Origin of the sequence: Zavarzinella formosa DSM 19928, assembly GCF_000255705.1 — a bacterium.
In the GTDB taxonomy this organism is placed as follows: Bacteria; Planctomycetota; Planctomycetia; order Gemmatales; family Gemmataceae; genus Zavarzinella; species Zavarzinella formosa.
This window is the reverse complement of sequence record NZ_JH636441.1, coordinates 1,013,542-1,033,226: the sequence shown is the minus strand read 5'-3', so window position 1 is coordinate 1,033,226 and position 19,685 is coordinate 1,013,542. Positions and strand designations below refer to the sequence as shown.

Annotated in this window: 14 protein-coding genes; 5 read left to right on the top strand and 9 right to left on the bottom strand. The window is 58.4% G+C overall.

Annotated elements, in window-relative coordinates; translation table 11 throughout:
* Positions 1–37: 37 nt before the first annotated feature.
* Positions 38–745: a DUF4058 family protein gene (locus BGIM_RS0120980; RefSeq protein ID WP_020471699.1), complete on the top strand. Its 708-nt coding sequence runs from the start codon at positions 38–40 to the stop codon at positions 743–745.
* A 29-nt stretch (positions 746–774) separates the two neighbouring features.
* Here BGIM_RS0120980 and BGIM_RS0120975 read toward each other — a convergent pair whose 3' ends face one another.
* Positions 775–1,662: an alpha/beta hydrolase gene (locus BGIM_RS0120975; protein ID WP_040889509.1), complete on the bottom strand. Its 888-nt coding sequence runs from the start codon at positions 1,660–1,662 to the stop codon at positions 775–777.
* A gap of 143 nt (positions 1,663–1,805) precedes the next feature.
* On the opposite strand from BGIM_RS0120975, the gene purU reads away from it, so the two are divergent.
* Positions 1,806–2,660 carry a formyltetrahydrofolate deformylase gene (gene purU / locus BGIM_RS0120970; RefSeq protein ID WP_020471697.1) on the top strand — a complete coding sequence of 285 codons (855 nt, stop codon included), beginning with the start codon at positions 1,806–1,808 and terminating at the stop codon, positions 2,658–2,660.
* Positions 2,661–3,169: 509 nt separating this feature from the next.
* Here purU and BGIM_RS0120960 read toward each other — a convergent pair.
* The 7 genes from BGIM_RS0120960 to BGIM_RS0120930 form a co-directional block, all read right to left on the bottom strand.
* Complete coding sequence (locus BGIM_RS0120960; RefSeq protein WP_020471695.1) at positions 3,170–3,586, bottom strand: hypothetical protein; 417 nt, start codon at positions 3,584–3,586, stop codon at positions 3,170–3,172.
* A 75-nt stretch (positions 3,587–3,661) separates the two neighbouring features.
* On the bottom strand, positions 3,662–4,690 hold the full coding sequence (locus BGIM_RS0120955; RefSeq protein WP_020471694.1) for a DUF1559 domain-containing protein: 1,029 nt from the start codon (positions 4,688–4,690) through the stop codon (positions 3,662–3,664).
* Positions 4,691–4,850: 160 nt separating this feature from the next.
* Positions 4,851–6,242, bottom strand: a complete 1,392-nt coding sequence (locus BGIM_RS0120950) for a GntP family permease (protein ID WP_020471693.1) — start codon at positions 6,240–6,242, stop codon at positions 4,851–4,853.
* A gap of 204 nt (positions 6,243–6,446) precedes the next feature.
* Positions 6,447–7,883: a c-type cytochrome domain-containing protein gene (locus BGIM_RS51595; protein ID WP_020471692.1), complete on the bottom strand. Its 1,437-nt coding sequence runs from the start codon at positions 7,881–7,883 to the stop codon at positions 6,447–6,449.
* A 22-nt stretch (positions 7,884–7,905) separates the two neighbouring features.
* Positions 7,906–10,551, bottom strand: coding sequence for a DUF1549 and DUF1553 domain-containing protein (locus tag BGIM_RS0120940; RefSeq protein WP_040889507.1), 2,646 nt, complete (start codon positions 10,549–10,551; stop codon positions 7,906–7,908).
* A 56-nt stretch (positions 10,552–10,607) separates the two neighbouring features.
* Positions 10,608–13,085, bottom strand: coding sequence for a PPC domain-containing protein (locus BGIM_RS0120935; RefSeq protein ID WP_157369286.1), 2,478 nt, complete (start codon positions 13,083–13,085; stop codon positions 10,608–10,610).
* An 86-nt stretch (positions 13,086–13,171) separates the two neighbouring features.
* Positions 13,172–14,491, bottom strand: a complete 1,320-nt coding sequence (locus BGIM_RS0120930) for a DUF1501 domain-containing protein (protein WP_020471689.1) — start codon at positions 14,489–14,491, stop codon at positions 13,172–13,174.
* Between the two features lie 316 nt (positions 14,492–14,807).
* Here BGIM_RS0120930 and BGIM_RS0120920 point away from each other — a divergent pair, with 316 nt between their 5' ends.
* The 3 genes from BGIM_RS0120920 (at position 14,808) to BGIM_RS0120910 (ending at position 19,084) form a co-directional block, all read left to right on the top strand.
* Positions 14,808–15,746 carry an SPFH domain-containing protein gene (locus BGIM_RS0120920; protein WP_020471687.1) on the top strand — a complete coding sequence of 313 codons (939 nt, stop codon included), beginning with the start codon at positions 14,808–14,810 and terminating at the stop codon, positions 15,744–15,746.
* A gap of 37 nt (positions 15,747–15,783) precedes the next feature.
* Positions 15,784–15,975: a hypothetical protein gene (locus BGIM_RS0120915; RefSeq protein ID WP_020471686.1), complete on the top strand. Its 192-nt coding sequence runs from the start codon at positions 15,784–15,786 to the stop codon at positions 15,973–15,975.
* A 76-nt stretch (positions 15,976–16,051) separates the two neighbouring features.
* Entirely contained in the window at positions 16,052–19,084 is a 3,033-nt protein-coding gene (locus BGIM_RS0120910; RefSeq protein WP_020471685.1) for a PSD1 and planctomycete cytochrome C domain-containing protein, read from the top strand.
* A 62-nt stretch (positions 19,085–19,146) separates the two neighbouring features.
* Here BGIM_RS0120910 and BGIM_RS0120905 read toward each other — a convergent pair whose 3' ends face one another.
* The gene (locus BGIM_RS0120905; protein ID WP_157369285.1) at positions 19,147–19,665 is read right to left on the bottom strand and encodes a hypothetical protein; all 519 of its coding nucleotides are present in this window, start codon (positions 19,663–19,665) and stop codon (positions 19,147–19,149) included.
* Positions 19,666–19,685: the final 20 nt, after the last annotated feature.

Sequence of the window (19,685 nt, the reverse complement as noted above, 5' to 3'; positions counted from 1 at the left end):
TCCAGCACTAAACACACCCATCTGATAAAACAGACCCATGCTTCGAGACCATTTTCATTCGCCATTAAGCGAACATCGGCCTTGGGAAGCCGTCCACAGCGCTTGGGCGGCCGTCATCGCCGAGACGTTGAATGATCGGTTGTTGCCGCCGGGATATGTGGCTTTGCCACTCGTGACGCAAGGGACCGGCATCGAGATCGACGTGGCCGCCATTCGGGAGCATCAGGCTGTTCCTGTCACCGGGTCGGATTGGATGCCGGCCAAGCCCGCGTGGACTGCCGATGTGGAATTTCCGGCCCGCGAACGATTTGAGGTGCGGGTTTTCCGACAAGACTCAGGCAACCATCTTGTCGGAGCGGTGGAACTGGTCAGTCCGGCAAACAAGGACCGGCCGGCCCGGCGATTGGCTTTTGCCGGCAAATGTGCCGGATACTTGCGGCAGGGAGCCGGGCTTGTCACCGTCGATGTGGTGACAGAACGGACGCCAAATCTGCATCGTGAATTGTTGGATTTGCTGGAGTTGGCCGAGCCAAACGGGCAAGAACCATTTGACGCTCCGCTCTACGCCGTCGCCTACCGAACATTGGCCGGAGCCGACAAGAGCCGGTTGGAATTATGGCCCGAACCTCTGGCCATCGGCGGCCAATTACCAATTCTGCCGCTCTGGCTGGCCGATGATTTGGTGGTTCCCGTTGATTTGCAATCAACTTACACTACCACTTGCCAACGGTTGCGAATTGGCTGATCCGAGACGGATCAGCCAATTGCCGATGATCACTTCAGCAGATGGTCGATCAGATAATCACCGGAGTTTTTGTACTTTTCGTTCGGATGCCCCGGAAAGACGAGGATTGTATCCACGCCGGTGGCCTTTAGTTTCTCTTCCAACTTGATGCCCAAAATCGGCGAGTGGGTCGGGTCTTTCGGGGAGTCGCCGACCTTAGCGTCCTTGTCGCCGCCGTAGAACAGGCCGATGGGCGGGTCATCCTTGGACACATGCTCAATCGGCGAGTATTCCTTGATCCACTTGCTCACCTTTTCACGGTTGTCAATCAGGCTCTGAAAATTTGGCAGGCCGAAGGCATGGGCACCGTAACCGTAGTTCGGCATCCACTCCCGCAGTTCCTTCGGATCAAGCGACGTTTGCGCCCCATCCACCGCCGCGCAATACAAGCGGGTGGATTCTTGCGAAATCGGATCTTTGCTGTTCTTGTCAGCCATGTCATCATGGAAAGCAAGCCACAACGAAGAACAACCGCCGGCCGATCCGCCGGTGGCTCCGATCTTCGTCTTGTCGAGATTCCATTCCTTGGCTTTTGACCGGGTGAACTGCAACGCCCGCATTGCATCTTCCAGCGGAGCCTTCACCGGCGGTTCCACCTTTTCCTCGACAGCTTGCTTCACATAGCGATAGTTGATCGCCACGACAGAAATTCCCTTGTCATTGAACCGCTTCGGATTCGTTTTCTTGTCCCCGCCCTGCCAGCCGCCGCCGTGGATGTAGAACACCACCGGGGTCGGCTTGTCCGATTTGGCCGGGTAAAAGTCCAGCACCTGCCGGGGATGTTTGCCATAAGGCACATCCATCATCGGCTTCAACTCCTCGGCCCGGATTTCCATGCCGGCCAGCAGCACGGCAAAAATCGGAAGAACATGCCTCATCGTGAAGACTCCCTGTGAGAGATCGGTGCGGAAATTGTAGGCAGGGCGACTTTCCCCGCCGGGCCAACTTCGGAATTTTGCGGTTATCCAAGGCATCGGCGACTATCCTGTGGTCGTGAAGATCACGCCCGAGAAAACCATCCATGAAACGCTCCGCCGTTCTGCTCATCACTTGTCCGGACACCAAGGGAATCGTCGCGGCCGTCAGCGAGCTCCTGTACAAGCACGATGCGAACATCCTTCACGCAGATCAACACCAAGACGCGGAACGGTCGCTGTTTTTCATGCGAGTCGAGTGGGATTTGGAAGGCTTTGCCCTCTCGAAAAGCGACTTCGGCGAGCGTTTCCAAACCATTGCCAAACGGTTTGGCATGGCGTGGCGGCTTGAGTCTGCCGAGCAACGCCCAAAGATCGGCTTGTTTGTCTCCAAATACGATCATTGCCTGCAAGATCTGCTTTACCGGCATCAGGGCGGCGAGTTGCCGTGCGATATTCCGCTGATTATCGGCAACCACCCCGACGCGAAACGGTGGGCCGACTTCCACGGCATCCCGTTCCATCACATTCCGGTCGAACCTGGCAAAAAAGCAGAAGCCGAGAACAAACAACATGGCTTGTTGAAAGAACATGGTGTCAGCCTTGTGGTGCTGGCCCGTTACATGCAGGTGCTGTCGCCGGAATTCGTGGGGTGGTATCCCGGTCGGATCATTAATGTTCATCATTCGTTCCTGCCGGCTTTTAGCGGAGCGAAACCATATCACCGGGCGTTTGAACGGGGAGTGAAATTGATCGGGGCGACCAGTCACTATGTGACGGACGAACTCGACGAAGGACCGATCATCGAACAAGATGTGGTGCGCATCTCGCACCGCGACGGACTGGACAACCTGCTGGAAAAAGGCCGGGATTTGGAGAAAGCCGTGCTGTCACGTGCCGTGCGTTGGCACATCGACCACCGCATCTTGGTATACGACCGCAAAACGGTGGTGTTTGATTGATATGACTGACCGGATTTTCGGATGGTCGGCATGAATAAAAACAGCCGCCGGGTGGCTTTCGCACACCCGACGGCGTTTTTCCCCCACCCTTCATGAGACACAAGGGACACCGCGAGGGACCGGTGAGGGTCGCCTCGCAGTGTCCGGAGATTGGCGGCCGCCAATGGCGATCAACATTCCGGGGCGGCCGACCAAGCCGTGTCCCGAACCATTGATCCCGGCATCCGAAGAAGCCGTCCTTCCGTCCCCGCATGATGTTGAACGGTTGAACCAAACAGACCGCGTTGAACATGTGCCGAACCGCCCCCCGTGAGGGAGGATGGCGATCCGGGTTGTCATTCCATCGAGTCATCTGTCGCCGATTGGTTTCCTCAGCGACGACAAGAGGGGATATAACGGCAAAGATTAAAAAGAAAAAGGGGACTTTGCGTCGAGAAATTGCCAAATGTCATCAGAGACTCTTGCGACATTTAAAACATCGTCATTGGGAAAGCCCTTTCCCAATTTGGTCATTGCAGTTCCAACTTGACTTCTTTCATGGAGGAATTGACATCCACCGTGACAGAGCTTTTCTGGAGGTCGTATGCTCCCTTGAACTTGTCAGCCATCGGTTTGCCGGGGGCGGGTTTTTCGGGAACACTGCTGACGCCCACGCGATATTTGCCCGTCTTGATACCCTTGCCATCCGTTCCTTTGACGTGGAAACCGCCATCGGCCTCCACACGGGTCGGGAATGATTTGCCGGTCAACTTCCCATCGGCCAACTCGCCGAAGACCACCATCACTTGCTCTTCCGGAGCTGGCTTGTAAAGTTCGCCCTTGACAAACAATTTGCCAGTCACCTCGGTTTCACCGTCACCGCCACAGCCAGGCAACATCGCCAAGAACAAACCACCAAACACCACAGGCCAAAATTGGCTCTTCATTAATGACTCGAAAAGGAGAGACCCACAACCGGCGGTCATGGGCGGGAAAAGTTTCAACGCATTAGCCAGTGTCCGTCAATTGTTGCTGTTGCTTGTGATGCCATCGGCGGCGCCATGCAGATAGAACCATTGATCGGCGCCGACTGAGTTCTTAATGAACCGGACAGATCCGTCGCCCATGCCGGTGTTCACGCCGCCAACGTGACGGCTGCGGGCGACCACCTGCCAACTGTTGCAACTTGAGCAACAACCCATCCCGGCGGCCGCACTATCCGTGCAGCCTTGGATATCATCCCCGCCACTGGTGCTGAAGTTGGGGTACGGCGTGTCAATCCGGCCGGCCGCCGCATGAATGCTGGCCCCGACCTGGCCCAATGCCCAAGTGCCGCGAATATCGCTGTCAGCCGGCCCGATTCGCAATTCGTCGATCAAAACGGTGTTGCTCAGACCGTCGGTGATGGAAGCAAAGCCGTTGGTCGAGTTCACCCCCATGACCGGAGACGTGGTGAGGCCGGGAAGCGGCGGATTGTAATAACCGTCGCTGAGAACTCCCGTCCGGCTGGTCATCGGAGAAGTGCCGTTGACGGAGCCGCCGACCCAAAACATGTCCGGCCCTGCGTTGGCCCCGTAATTCCCCCGTGCCCACCCCCCGCCGAGTTGCGAGCAAGGAGTTCCCGACCCGGTGTCGGACGGACAGAGGTACATGGGGATCTTGTTGCCACGGATCGAACGCCAGCCTGTTTCGCCTGCATTGGCCATGTAGGCTTGGATGCTCGCAGTCGCCTGCAAAAACAACGGGCCTTGCTCGATGTAAGGAAGGATCAACACCGCCCAGTTGGGACCAAAGTTCTGATTAAAATCAGCCGGATTGTTGACCGAGCTGTTCATCATCACCGCCGGAGGCAACGCGCCGTTGGTGTCGTGGAAGTTATGCACCCCCAGTGCGATCTGCTTGATGTTGTTGGTGCATTTCATCCGATTCGCGGCCTCGCGAATCTTCTGCACGGCCGGCAGCAGCAAGCCAATGAGAATGGCGATGATCGCGATCACCACCAAGAGTTCGATGAGGGTAAACCCCCGCCTGTCAGCATGTGAAGAGTTCATGATAACCTCAAGTTCAAATCAAGAAAAGAAATGAAGTGATTTGGCAATCTAAGCGTCGCCTTTGAAAAAAACAATCAAATTTTGAAGACTTTGGCAAAGAAATCATGCCTTATGAGAGGGATTTCCCCAATGTTGGGAACCTCTGCCTGCCGTGGCGGCCTCAAACAAGGCCGGTCAGATGGAAGATCACAATGATCACGGCCACCGCCAACGTTTTAATGAGTGTGATGGCAAAAATATCGCCATAAGCCTGACGGTGTGTCAGGCCGGTGACGGCGAGCAGTGTGATGACGGCCCCGTTGTGCGGCAGGGTGTCCATTCCCCCGCTCGCCATGGACGCAACCCGGTGGCACACTTCCAGCGGAATGCCCGCGAGTTGCGCGTTCTCGATGAAGGTGTCCGACAGGGCGGCAAGGGCAATGCTCAAGCCGCCGGAGGCCGAACCGGTGATGCCGGCGAGTGTCGTGGTGGTGAACGCTTCGTTGACAAGCGGTCCGGGAATGGACTTCAGGGCATTGGCAATCGCCAGAAACCCCGGCAAAGCCGCGATGACCGCGCCGAAGCCGTATTCCGAAGCCGTGTTCATGGAGGCCAGCAAAGCGCCGGAGACGGCCGACTTGGAACCTTCGGCAAACCGGCGGGCAACAGATTTCCCGGCCAAGATGAAAACACTCAAAATTCCGGCCAGCAAAGCACCCTCCACGGCCCAGATGGCGGCGACCTTGGAGACGTCCTGCACCACGGACCCGGTCTGGCCTGATGGGACAAAGGAAATCGACTGGCCGTAGAACTCTGGAATGGCGAGGGTGAACAGTTTGTTCAAAATCCCGACGAGGATCAACGGCAGGATGGCAACAAAGGGATGCGGTAACTTGCCGTGATCGAATGCTTCCGGTTCGTTGAGCGGATGGGAGCCATAACCCTCGCCCGCGATACTTGCCCGGCGACGGCGCCAGTCGAGATACGCCAGCCCCGTGACCAGGATGAACACCGCCCCGATGGTCCCCAGCCACGGCGCCGCATAGGTGGTGGTTTTGAAAAATGCCGTCGGAATGATGTTCTGAATCTGCGGCGTTCCGGGCAGCGCGTCCATTGTGAACGAAAACGCCCCCAACGCGATGGCGCCCGGTATCAGCCGTTTCGGAATGCCGCCCCGCTTGAACAACTCGGCGGCGAATGGATAGACCGCGAACACCACCACAAACAGCGACACGCCGCCGTAGGTCAGAAGGCCGCAGACAATCACGATGGACGGGATCGCTCGTTCCGGTCCGACCAGTTTGATGACCGAGGAGACAATTGACTTCGAGAAGCCCGATAATTCGATCACCTTGCCGAACACCGCGCCGAGCAGAAACACCGGGAAATAAAGCTTCAAGAAACCGACCATCTTGTCCATGAACAGACCGGTGAACATCGGGGCCACCAGCCGGGGATCGGTCAGCAGCACGGCTCCCATGGCGGCGACGGGAGCGAAGAGAATGACGCTGTGGCCGCGATAGGCCACAAACATCAGGAAGATCAGAGCCGCGAGGACGATCAGGAAACTCATCGGGCCTTCCCTCTCGTCGGTGGCGAATCGTCTGTCCCGTCTTGCGACTATCGTGGAATTGTATGTGGATCACCGGCGGACTCTTCCTCGCCTTTGCCCTCGAACCACTGGCAGGAGTGATTTTGCCGATGGTTCGAGGGGAGACGGGAAGAGATCACGCGATACGAGAAATGGCCTTTGGCTGGCGTGAGACAACCGGGGCGTTCAGTCAGGATTGGTCGTCAGTTCGCCGGCGGGCTGGCTGTCTTTCACCGTCCAGACTCGCACTTTGCCGGTGAAGTCGCCGACGAAAAGGCGGCCGCCATCATGGGAGAACGCGACGCGGGAAGGCAAATCGGCGAAGCCTTCGAGGCGGGCGGCCTGGTCCCCCTTGCCGGACCAAAGGCGGGCCGAGTTATCCCGGCCGCAGGTGGCAATCTGGCCGGTTCGGGAGTATTGCACGCCAAGCACGCCGGGGAGTTTGTTGCGGGCGGCTCCGGTGGCCTTCGGGTCAACTTGGGCGTTGAACGTCCGGGTCGGGAAACCATCCTCGGCATACCACAAGATGACTTTGCCGTCCTCGCTCGCCGAGGCGAGCATCTGCGAATCGGCCCGCCAACTCAAGGCCGTGATCGCATCCTTGTGATCGCCGAGAGTGAAGCCGATGCCGCCGGTTTCCACGTCCCAGATGAAAGCGCCGCCGTTACGGTCGCCGGTGGCGAGCATGGCGCCGTCCGGGCTGAATTCCATCGCCGTCACCCAGTCGGTGTGCTTCTTGATTTTGTGCTTCAGTTCGCCGGTGGCGGTGTCGTAAATCTTGATGAGTTTGCCCGGCCCGCCGAGGGCCACCAGTTTGTGATTCGGGCTGACATCGGCCGCGAGAACAATGTCGGCTTCGTCGCCAATTTCGGTGATTCGCTTTCCGGTCGTCACATCCCAAATCACCGCCTTGCCGGCCGAGGCCCCCCGGCCCCCGGCGGCCAGCAACCATTTGCCATTGCGGCTAAATTTGAGCACATACGGGATGCGTTCGGGGAAAGCGAGCGTGCCCAAAAGTTTCAGGGTGTCCGAGTTATAAAGCAACACCCGCTCGTGTCCGGCAACGGCGATCAGCGGCGCCCACGGACTGGCGGCCAGTGCCGTCACCGGATGCGGCCTCGCCGTTTTGGCCAGCGAGACACTCGGCAGATTTCCCGGCATCGGCGGCGGGCCGTCCGGCTTGCCGAGCGTCACCGCCACTGGATCAACATCGACTTTCCGCGAAGCGGTCTTTGCCGCCCCAACGGCGGTTTCCGGTGCCCCGCCTTCGATCCATTTCTTGAGAATCGCGATCTCCCCCTCGGGGATCTTCGGCCCCTTCGGCGGCATATGCGGTTCGACTTCGTGGTTGGTCACCTTAAAGAGCAGGCTCTGTCCCGGATTGCCGGGTTTGACCGTGTCGCCGCTCGATCCACCGGCGATGATGGCCGCGTAGGTTGACACATCCAAATCGGCCTTCGGCTTGTCCGCGTTGTGGCAGTTCAGACAGTGCATGCGCAGGATGGGCAGCACATGGTCCTTGTAATTCACCGCCGCCTTCGGGTCGGCTTTCGGGGCTTGGGCCGACGCCGAACCGCAGACGGCCAAGGACGAGGCCACGATTCCGAGGATGTGTTTCAACATGAAGGCAATTCCGGTCAGGCGATTAATGGTTGAACGTGAACTCGGTGGAGTTGAGCAATCCCCACAGAATGTCGCCGTAGATGGTCAGGGTGGCCATCGCCTCGAACCGTTTTCGGGCGGCGGCGATCGTCTGGTCCAAATTGGCAATCTGCTTGTCAAGGACGGCGGCTTCTTTGCTGTCTTTGGGAGCCTTCGTACGATCATTTTTCAGCGTTTCAAGTCGTTCCACTGTCCGCTTGTAAGTCGGATCGCTGCCTGATTGAACCGTTGCCAAGGCGGCGATTCGTTTGGGGTCGGTCGTCTCGCGTTTCACGATCTCGGCCAGTCGCTTGGATTCGGTGACCGTTGGCTTGCGGCCCAACGAGCGGAGATAAAGTTCCTCGATGATTTCCTCCGGCGACTTCTTATCGGCCACCATGCCGGAGATCAGCTTGCTTTGGGCGATCTTGGAGGTGATCGTGTCCCCGTTGACGAGGTGCAAGGCTTGCGAGAGATTCGCCTCACGGTTCACTTCGCACGAACACGGCGTTTCGCGGGGCGCCCGGCCGAAGGTCGTCAGGAAGTAGTTGGTCACTTCACCCGAGTGAATCTGCACGGCCCGAGTGCCAGGGGGCGACTGGGCGAAACGGTCCTCCGTCCCGGTGATGCGGGTGATTGAATCAAGCAGCACTTCGGCCCGCAACCGGCGGACATACGAGTGGGAGAAGTAAGTCTCCTCCAGTTCGTTCGTGGCGTTGGTGCTTGCCGAGAGTTGATAAGTCCGAGAATTGCAAATATCGCGGACGAGTTTCTTCTTGTCGAAGCCATAGCCAGCGAGCTTTTTGCCAAGTTCTTCAAGGAGTTCCTTGTTGCTCGGCGGGTTGCTGATGCGGACATCATCGACCGGCTCGACGATCCCGCGGCCGAAGAAGTGCGACCAGATGATGTTCGCCATCGTCTGCGAAAACTGCGAATTTTCCGGGGCCGTCAGCCAAGTGGAAAGAGCCTTGCGGGGATCTTGGCCCTCGACATCCGGGGCATCGCCGCCGAGGAATTTCGGCTTCATTCGCCGGCCGTCCACGGGGTGGGCAACGGTGTTGGCCGCGTTGTTGTTGATGACGATCACCTCCCGGCCTTCGACACCCCGGCGCAGGTTCATCCCGGCGAAGAAGGCGGAGAAACCGTAGTAATCGTCGAGCGTCCATCGGTCAAACGGATGGTTGTGGCATTGGGAGCATTGGATGCGGATGCCGAGGAACACTTGGGCAATGTCCTCAGCCGTCTTTTCCGGCGTGAGACGTTCCGCCGCCGTGTAAAGATTCGACGGTGGCGATTTGAAGTTGCTCCCGCTCCCGACAAGCAGTTCGGCGGCGAACTCGTTTAGCGGCCGGTTCTTCGCCATTTGCTCCTTGATCCACGCGGCATAAGTGAACATCGCCTTGGCATCGCGGCCATATTGCGCCACTTGATTGGAGGCCCGCACGCGGAGCAATTCGCCCCACTTCATTGCCCACATGTCCACGAACTCGGGACGTTCAAGCAAAGTGTCGATCAACTTTTCGCGTTTCTTCGGGTCATTGTCCGCAAGGAACTTGTCGTGTTCATCGCGTGTCGGCGGCAGGCCGACAAGGTCGAAGAAGACCCGTCGCAAGAACGCCTCGTCCGTGGCCAGTTCCGAAGGGGCGAGGTGCAGTTTCTTCAATTTGTCGAAGACAAGCCCGTCGATGTAATTGCGTTCCGGCGTTTCCGGCCAAACAAACTGGTCGCCAGTCGGCAGCACGATGGCTTCCGAGCCGACGGTGAACTTTCCGAACCGGGCGAAGACAAACGCCCCGCCGCGTCCGCCGGCTTTCACCGTGCCGTCTTTGCCAATCGCGGCGATGGATTCGTTGTTCGTCATGTACAACGCCAGCCGGGTCACATCGCGAACCGAACCATCCGAATACTTGGCGAGGACGACGACCTTTTGAGTTTGATCCTTGTCCGAGAAAACGATCTTGGAGGGAAGAAGTTCGATGCTGGCGGGCACGGGCGTTCCGGCCGCGTCGTCCGGGGCGCCGGCTTTCAGCCAGCGGAGCAACGTTTTGTAATCTTCATGGGTCGTGTCAAAGAGCTTGCCGCCGGTGTGGGGCACGGCTCCGATGTTCTTTTCAAGGAGCAGGCTCTTCTCCGGCACGGCCAAGTCAACCCGGCGGCCGATGATCGCCCGTGTCAACCGGTGGTAATCACCAGCGGGATCGAAGCCGAACAAGGAGAGGTTGAAACCGTCCTTGCCGCGGGCCGCCCCATGGCAACTGCCGTTGTTGCAACCATGTTTCATGAACACCGGCATCACATCGAGCCGGAAACTGACCGGGCGGGACTTGTCCGCGTCTTTGACGCTGACGGTGATTTCCGAGGTCAGCCCGCCATGTTCAATCAGCAGTTTGGTGGCACCGTCTTTTTTCGGGGACAGCAATTGCCCGATGATCGTGGCAATCGTGTTATCGGCCAACCGGAACTTGGCGGTCGCGGTGACATCCTTTGTGATGCCCTGTTCATCAATCTGTTGGACGACGACCCCTTGGCGGTCATCCTGCCCGCGCAGTTCGATGGTGGCGGGAAATGCCTTCAGGGTGGCGGCCGCCTCCGCGCGGACTCCAAGCGAGAGCAAAACGGCGAAGGTCAGGCCCAAGGTTCCGGTACGCATTGAGAGATTCGCCTTATGAGGGGCCAACCGATGGAGGATTGAAAACATTTGGTGAACTACTTGCTCTTCGGTTGCGCGCCGCGTTCGGCGTCGATGCGAAGAACACCGCTGCCGCTCAGTTGCCGCACGGGCTGGCCTTTGTCAATCACGGTGAGATCAAGCACGATTCCTTGATAATTGCCGACCAAGGCTTCGGAGGTGGCCCGAAGTGTAAAAGTCACTTCTTTGTCTGCCGAGGTGATCTCACGGGTTGCCTCCGCCAGTTCGATACCGCGTGGCAGGCGGGCGAGCGTCGCCTTCGCCTTGCCCTCGAAGGCCTGCAGGTGATTTAACTTGCAAACGATATTGGCCGTCTTGCCACGTTCGATGGACGCACGCGGAATGCGGGCTTCAACATGCGGCTCGGCCACTGTGAGTTTGAACGGCTGCGAGGCGACATAAGCCCGGGTTTCGCCATCATTATAACCCCGCTTGCTGTTGCCAGTCATTGCGGTGAGCGTGATCTGATGCGTCCCGGCGGCGGCGTTGCGGGCCGCCCCGAGCAGATAGACCCCTTCCGTCTGGTTGGCCGGCACGGTCACCGGGGTCGCGGTGCTGATGCCGACGGGCTTCCATTCCATCTGCACGGTCACCGGGCCGTCGAAGCCCTTGTCTCGAAGGATTTTGAACTTCAACGACACCTCGCCGTTTTGCACCAAAGCCGATTTTGGCTCCTCGACTTGCACATGAAACGGAGCTGGTTCGGTGACGGCAAAAGCCAGCTTTTCAATTGTTGTGTGAAGGTAGTAATCGTTGTTGCCGTAAGCATTCATTTGAATGGTCTGGCGGTAGCCGCTGGTCACCGGCGAACCATTGGTGACGGGCCGCACGACCAAATCGATCAACCCGGATTGCGGCTTGACCCCCTCGGCCACTTCAAACACCACCGGCACTCGTGTCATGCTTGGCGTCAGCTTCGGGGCGTGGATCGAGACGCCTTTGGGAAGATTCACGCCGACAAGTTCCAGTTCGCCGTTGTAAGGCCGGTTAGTGGCGAAGATGGCGACTTGGACGGTGTAACGATTCCCGGCGGCGACCGAAACCGATTGCCGGGCTTGCGGCTGAAACTGATTCTCGGCCTCCGGGGCGATGTAGGTGTAAACAGCGTTGTCTTCCGGTTGAACCTCGACCCGGTAGACATAATCAGGTCCGCCCTCGCCACGTTCGTTTTCAACACCCAACACATATTCGCCATCGGCTGGTGCGGAGAACTCAAGAATCGGGTCATGGGTTTCGCGGTTCAGGCCGCCCGACGGAGGCTGGCCGAGTTGATTCGGCCGCGAGTCGGTTGCCCGCAGGACCGGGGCATTCGCCTTGCCGCCGACTTGCTTGATCCAGATCACCGGATCGACCGGGGAGCCAAGGGCATTCGCCATCGCATGGAACTTGAATTGTTCCCCCTTTTTGGCCCGGAACAGGAAGCAATCCACATCTCCCGGCTTGTCGATGATGCCATTGAACGCCACCGGCAAACTGGTGGTTGATGTCGAGGACACTTGTTCCGGCTTGTCGTTCGGTTCGGTTTCCAAAACGTTTGGAAAAGGCGACACGCGAAGCCGATTCGGCGACGGGGTCAACACGCCATCGACCGAGGCCGTGAACGGATAGTCTTCCGGGGCGACGGGCAGGCGAACGGTTTGCTCCCAAACACCCTTGGGATCACCGAGGACTTTGACACGGAGTTCAGAACCGATCTGGCCTCCGGCCGGATAGATTCCCGTCGGCCGGCTAAACGTGCCGACATGCAAGCGGTATGTTTCCCCGGCCCCGTTGAACATGCTGTGGCGAACTTCGACGAAATACTCTCCGTCGCGATCGGCCAGGATGGAGAGGATCGGGTCTTGCACATAGAGTGCCGAGTCATCAGCGGCAGCCAGTTTCTTGCCCTTGTTGTCGTAGAAGGCAAGGTGCAAGTCCGGGATGCCGCGATCAACCCCGAACCGGGCCGCCTCGATTTCGGCCGAGAGTCGCTGGCCGCGTTTCACTTCGATCCGGTAGAAGTCGATGTCCGTCGGGTCGTTGATTTTGCCAAGGACGGTGGAGTTGACCGGCACGGGCACCGCCGTCTCACGGGTGTCGTTGCGCTGCTTGGAGACGTTTTCGTTTTCTTCAACCGTCGGGAACGGGCCGACAAAGAACCGGACATATTCGGTCAGTCCCCCGGCGGTGTTGAGCCGAAGCCCGTGCGGTCCGAGGGGGCAATCAGGGGCCAGTTTCAGACGGGCACGAACCCGAGTTCCGGGATCGACGGACACCGGCTTGCCATTGTTGGTCGTGCTTTCCACCATCTCGATTGATTCGACGGTGATCCCCGGCTCATAGAAGAGGACTTCGCGGGGTTTCTCCAAGGCCCGGCCCGCAAACTCGACTTCCACCGTCGTGCCGCGTTGCCCGCCGGGGGGCGACAACTTGGCCAATCGAGGGATACCGGCCTCGACTTGGGCCGCGAGGAGCAGGAACCCAAGACACGCACATGGAATGCGAAGGGAATACATGATGAACAACTCCCGACGAATCGGCATGGAGTGAAAAACGTGGAGTTCCCCGCGACACCGTCGCGGGGCGTGGCTGACGGCGGGAATTAACCAATCAACCCTTTGACGACTTCGCCCCCGTCGATGATCTCGATGGGGCGGGCGCCGGGGGCCATCAGTTCCTTGTCGGCGTTGATGCCGAGTTGGTGGTAAACGGTGGTCAGCACGTCTTCAACGCGAATCGGGTTTTCTTCCGGCTCGCTGGCGGTCGAGTTCGACGAGCCATAAACGAAGCCCTTCTTAAACCCGCCTCCGGCGACGGCAACGGAGAATACGCGGGGGAAGTGGTCGCGACCGGCCGAGGCGTTGATTTTCGGGGTTCGCCCGAATTCGCTGGTCACCAGCACAATCGTCGAGGCCAGCAAGCCGCGATCATCCAAATCCCGAATTAACCCGGCCAACGCGGAATCAAGACCCGGAGCCTGTCGACGCATGGCGTTTTCGATGCCTGCGTGCATGTCCCAGCCGCCATAGCTGACGGTGACAAACCGCACTCCGGCTTCAACCAACCGGCGGGCCAGCAAGAACCGAGGCCCGGCTTCCGATGTGCCGTACTTCGCTCGGGTCGCCGCCGTTTCCTTTTCAATGTCAAACGCTTCACGGGCGGCCGGAGAGCTAATCAGGGCGTAGGCCCGTTGGTAAAACTCGTCCATCGCCCCGAGGGCTTCGGCCTTCCCGGCTTGATAGCGGAAGTGATCATCCACCACATCGCGAATTTCGCGTCGGGTCGAGAATCGCTGATCGTCCACGCCCGGCGGGAGCGACAGATCACGAACCTTGTAACCGTTACGCGCCGGGTCGCTGCCGATGCCGAAGGGGCCGAACTGCGATCCGAGGTAACCGGTGCCGCCGTATTCGGTCGCGGAAGGGACGGCCACATAAGGCGGGAGGTCTTTGCGCGGGCCGAACTCGTGCGAGACAACCGCCCCGAGGCTCGGGTGTTCAATCGCCGGGCTCTTCCGGTAGCCGGTGTACATCGTGTAGGTCGCCCGGCCGTGATCGGCCTCTTTGCCGGCGATTGACCGGATGATCGTCATTTTGTCGGCGACTTGAGCGATATTGCGGAAGTTCTCGTTGAGAACAATGCCGGGCATTTTTGTTTTGGCGACACCGAACGGCCCGCGATATTCAAGCGGGGCTTCGGGTTTCGGATCCCAGGATTCTTGATGAGCCATCCCGCCGGGAAGGACAATTTGGATGATGCTTTTGGCGACGCCTTCCTTGCTCTCGTAATTCTTGAGATCGCCCCGAGCCTTCATGGCGAAGAAATCGCCGAGCGTGAGGCCCAAGCCACCCACCACGCCAACACGAAGAAATTCGCGACGGGCAGGAGCAAAACGGTTACCGGCGGCGGGAATTGAAGGCATCGGCTGGCACCTTATGCGGTGGGATGGTTGGCGGGAGGCTAATTTCTGAGGCGGGTTGTCGGCTCAAATAGGCGAATTTTTTGGCGGGTATTTCCAACAACTCACTTATACCAGCGTTTTCTCGTCCGATCCACAGGGAATTTTGAGGATTTCCCGGCTTTCAAGTTATGACACTTCACCATCAAGGCCGCGCACCTCCGGGTGGAACATGCCAACATGCTTTTGATCTTTGTTTCTTCAAATTCTTCCATTGACGCGAACCCGGAGCAATATATGATGTCAATATGATATCACTTTGATATCTATTGAGGGTTCCATGAACGAGCGAACTTGCAAACTGCTTCCCGGTCTGTTGATGATCCCCTTGTTTGTGGTCATCATTCCGGGGGGCGTGGTTTATGCCATCATCACGGCCGTCAACCAGCATAATTTCTGGCCGTGGGGGCTGGCGGCGATTCTGCTCGTGCTGTCTTGGTGTCTCGGCATGGCGGGGTTTGTGATCGTTAACCCGAATGAAGCGCGCGTTGTTCAGTTGTTCGGCCGATATGTCGGAACCTTGAAGGATCAGGGCCTTTACTACGGGAACCCGTTCTATCGCGCCCAACGGGTTTCCATGCGGGTGCAGACATTCGAGACCGGGCAGACCAAAACACCGGAACGCAAGGACGCGCAAGGCAACGTGACCACGTCCGGCCACACGGCCCGGCGACCCAGCAAGGTAAATGACAAAGACGGCACCCCCATTGAAATCGCGGCCATTGTGGTTTGGCGAATCGTCAACACGGCCGAGGCAGTCTTCGTCGTGAATGACGCGGAAGAGTTCGTCCACATGCAATCCGAGGCTGCCCTCCGAGGCTTGGCGAGCCAGTACAGTTACGACGCGGAAGAAGGCCAATATGCTCTGCGGGGCCACATCGACGAAGTGTGCAGCCGATTGAAGAGCGAAGTTCAAGAACGTGTTCGACAAGCCGGGGTGGTGATCGAGGAAGCCCGCATCAGCCATCTCGCCTATTCACCGGAAATCGCCTCCGCGATGCTCCAGCGACAACAAGCCGGAGCGGTGATCGCCGCGCGGGCCAAGATTGTCGAGGGAGCGGTCGGCATGGTCGAACACGCCTTGGAAATGTTGAGCGCCAAGAAGATCGTGGACTTCGATGGCGACCGAAAAGCGGCGATGGTTAGCAATTTGCTCATCGTCCTTTGCGGCCACTCCGTCCCGCAACCGATCATGAACACGGGAACCATTTACCAGTGAGTTTTTGTGTTACTTCCCAAAATCAGGTGCCCACGTAATGGCGGAACGGAAAGCCTTTCTTCTGCGAATCGACCCGGCGGTGTTGGCGGCCGTGCAACGCTGGGCCGATGACGACCTGCGCAGCTTGAACGGCCAGATCGAGTTTTTGCTTCGCAGGGCCCTGCGGGACTCCGGGCGGGACCGCTCGGATGCGAACTCAGCGAAACCCGAATCCGAGGCCGGGGAATAATCCGGTTCATTTCCGGCCGCCGAGAGTGTAATCTAATCAGACCGACCTACCTCTTCGTTCATTGGGGACACACCCGATGGTTCTGCGTTCGCTGTTCACGTTGCTGGCCCTCCCGAGTATGATGGTTGCCGCCCCGAAAATTGAGTTTGACCGGGATGTTCGGCCAATCTTGGCGGACAAATGTTTCGCCTGTCATGGGCCGGATGAAAAGCAACGCAAGGCAAAACTGCGACTCGACACCCGCGAGGGAGCGTTGGCCTCTTTGGATCTGAAGAAGCCGGGCGAAAGCGAACTCATCAAGCGGCTGACGACTACGGACAAGATGGAACACATGCCCCCGGCCACCACGGGGAAGACGGTCAGCCCGGCCCAAGTTGAAACTTTGCGGCAATGGATCGCCGAGGGAGCCGAGTATCGGGGCCACTGGGCATTCATCGCCCCGAAACGCCCCGATGTGCCGAAGACCGGGGATGGCTGGGCCGCCAGCCCGATTGACCGCTTCACGATGGCGAAACTGCAAACCGAAAACTTGAAGCCAGCTTCGGAAGCCGAGAAGACCATCCTGATTCGCCGAGTCACCCTTGATCTGACAGGGTTGCCGCCAACGCTAAAAGAAATCGACGACTATCTCGCGGACAATTCGCCGAACGCCTACGAGAAAGTCGTTGACCGGCTTCTCGGAAGCGTCCGTTACGGCGAGCGCATGGCGCTCGACTGGCTCGACGCCGCCCGTTATGCGGACACCAACGGCTACCACATCGACAACGGCCGCGACATGACCCGATGGCGGGAATGGGTGATCGAGGCGTTTCATCAAAACAAGCCTTACGGCCAGTTCACCATCGAGCAACTCGCCGGTGATTTGCTGCCGAAGGCCACGCTTGAGCAAAAGATCGCCAGCGGTTTTAACCGCAACCACATGACCAACTTTGAAGGCGGGGCCATCCCGGAGGAATATCGTACCGCCTACATTGTGGACCGGGTGAACACCACCTCCACCGTGTGGATGGGCCTCACCTATGCCTGCTGCCAGTGCCACGACCACAAGTACGACCCGCTAACGCAGAAGGAGTATTACCAGCTTTACGCCTACTTCAACAGCGTGCCGGAAAACGGCCTTGATGGCGGCCGGGGTAATTCCGTGCCCATGATTAAGGTCCCCTCAAAGACCCAAGAAGCCAAGATTGCCGCATGGAAGAAAGAAATCGCCGATTTGGAGGCGAAATTGGCCCAGCCGAACCCGGAGGTGGTCGCCGCCCAGGCCGCTTGGGAAAAATCTCCCGACGCGGCCAAGACCACTTGGAAGCAGTTGGTTCTTGACAAACTCAAGAGCAAAAACGGGACGACGTTCACCACCACGGACGGCATCACCGTTGCCGCCGGGCCGAACCCGGCCCAAGAGGTTTACACGATGACCTTCAAACCAGACGTGCCCAATCTTACGGCCTTGCGGTTGGAAGTACTTCCGGACGACAAGCAAAGCGGCAATGGGCCGGGCCGGTCGTCCAACGGCAACTTCGTGATGACTGGCTTCAAAGTCAATCTTGGCGAGGGCAAAGGATCAACCGCATTGAAACTCCGTTCGGCCTCGGCCGACTACAGCCAAGTAGACGGAAATTTTGATGTAAAGAACCTCCTTCAACCGAACGGCAAAGGCTGGGCGATTCACCCGCAGACGGGCAAGCCGCACCATGCGATTTTCGAGTTGGCCGAACCCGTGGCCGCCGGAAAGGAAGTCACGGTTCAATTGCAATTCAACTCGACATTCGGAAACCATCAGTTTTCACGGTTTCGGTTACTGGCCACCGATTCGGCCACCCCGCATGAAGGGAATCCGATCCCGGCCAACATTGATGCGATTCTGAAAGCCGATTCGGCCAAACGCACTCCGGCCCAACAACAAGAGTTGGCCACTTATTACAAGACACAAGTTTCCCCGGCGCTGCGAGCCATCAACGACAAGATTGCGGAATTGCGAAAGTCGATTGCCACCGAAGAAGGAAGCACGACGACCGCAATGGTGATGGAGGAAATGCCCAAGCCTCGCGACACGTTCGTGCTGACTCGCGGCGAGTACGACAAGAAGGGGGAAAAGGTCACGCCCGGCACTCCGGCTGTCCTGCCGCCGCTGCCGAAGGATGCCCCGGCCAACCGGCTGGCTTTGGCCAAATGGCTTGTCTCGCCGGAAAACCCGTTGATGGCGCGCGTGACGGTGAACCGTTACTGGCAGCTCTTCTTTGGCACCGGGTTGGTGAAGACGGCCGAGGACTTCGGCACGCAAGGAGATTACCCCTCGCACCCGGAATTGCTTGACTGGCTGGCGGTTGAATTCCGCGAATCGGGCTGGAACCTTCGACAACTGGTGAAACTGATTGTGATGTCTGCGACCTATCGGCAATCATCGGCCGTGTCGAAAGAACTGGTCGCCAAAGACCCGGAAAACAGGTTGTTGGCCCGTGGCCCCCGCTTCCGGTTGCAGGCCGAGTTCATCCGCGATCAAGCCTTGGCCGTCAGCGGGTTGATGAACGGCGAAATCGGCGGCAAGAGCGTTTCGCCGTATCAACCGGCCGGACTGTGGGAAGAACTGATGTCCCGCGCGGACGGTGCTAATTGGACCGCCCAAACCTACACGCAAAGCACCGGCAAAGACCTATATCGGCGGACCATGTATACCTTTTGGAAGCGGACCTGCCCGCCGCCGTCGCTGGCGACGCTGGACGCCCCCGACCGGGAAACGTGCGTCGTCCGTCGTTCCCGAACCAACACGCCGTTGCAAGCCTTGGTGTTAATGAACGATCCGACTTACGTGGAAGCCGCCCGCAAGTTCGCCGAGCGAATGATTGCCGAAGGCAAAACGACCGAAGAACGTCTGAACATCGGCTTTCGCATGGTCACCGGCCGACCGATGCAAGAACGCGAGTCCGTTGTGTTGACGAAAGTTCTTGACCGCCAGCGGGCACGGTTCCAAAACGACGAGAAGGCCGCCATCAAACTGCTCTCCGTGGGTGAATCGCCGCGAGACGCCAAGTTGCCCGTCGGCGAATTGGCGGCGTGGACAATCCTGGCCAATTCTTTGTTGAATCTGGATGAAGCGTTGACACGGAATTGACGGACGAGGGTTCGCCAAAGCCAAGCGTCGTTGGTTATTGGTTTGGCTTTCTTATCGGGAGCCTACATCATCGCCAGCGATACCTTGGCCTTGGGAAACTTCCCCAACAGTTCGTTGTAAAGAGGAATTCGTCGCACGAGTTTTTCGGCTTCACGGTCATTCAAGCCGCGACGACAATTCTCGCAAATACGCATGGGCAGGCGATAGGATAAATCGCGCCCAATGATCCTTGCCTCTCCCTTGCGCTTTAACACAATCCAGCCAAGCAGCAACCCCCATAGTTCCAAACCATAGCCGGGCTTGCGAACTTCCGCGCGTTCGCACTGAATATTGACATAAACAATCCCCGTTGTCGGTTTTTCGCATCCGACGCACTCGTTCTCCTCGGGAAGCCGGCCTTGTTGCAGCATGGTTTCGATCATCAAGTCAGCCGATATGCTCGAAACTCCCGCTGACTGTCGAAGCCGGTGGAGTGATGGAACATCCACCAGTCGCTGGCAGTGACAACTAACTTTTGTGCCGGCGTCGCCTGCCGACACTTCCACGGAATGGCCGCATTCACATTTCACTAAATACTTCATGATTTTACTTTTTAGGAATT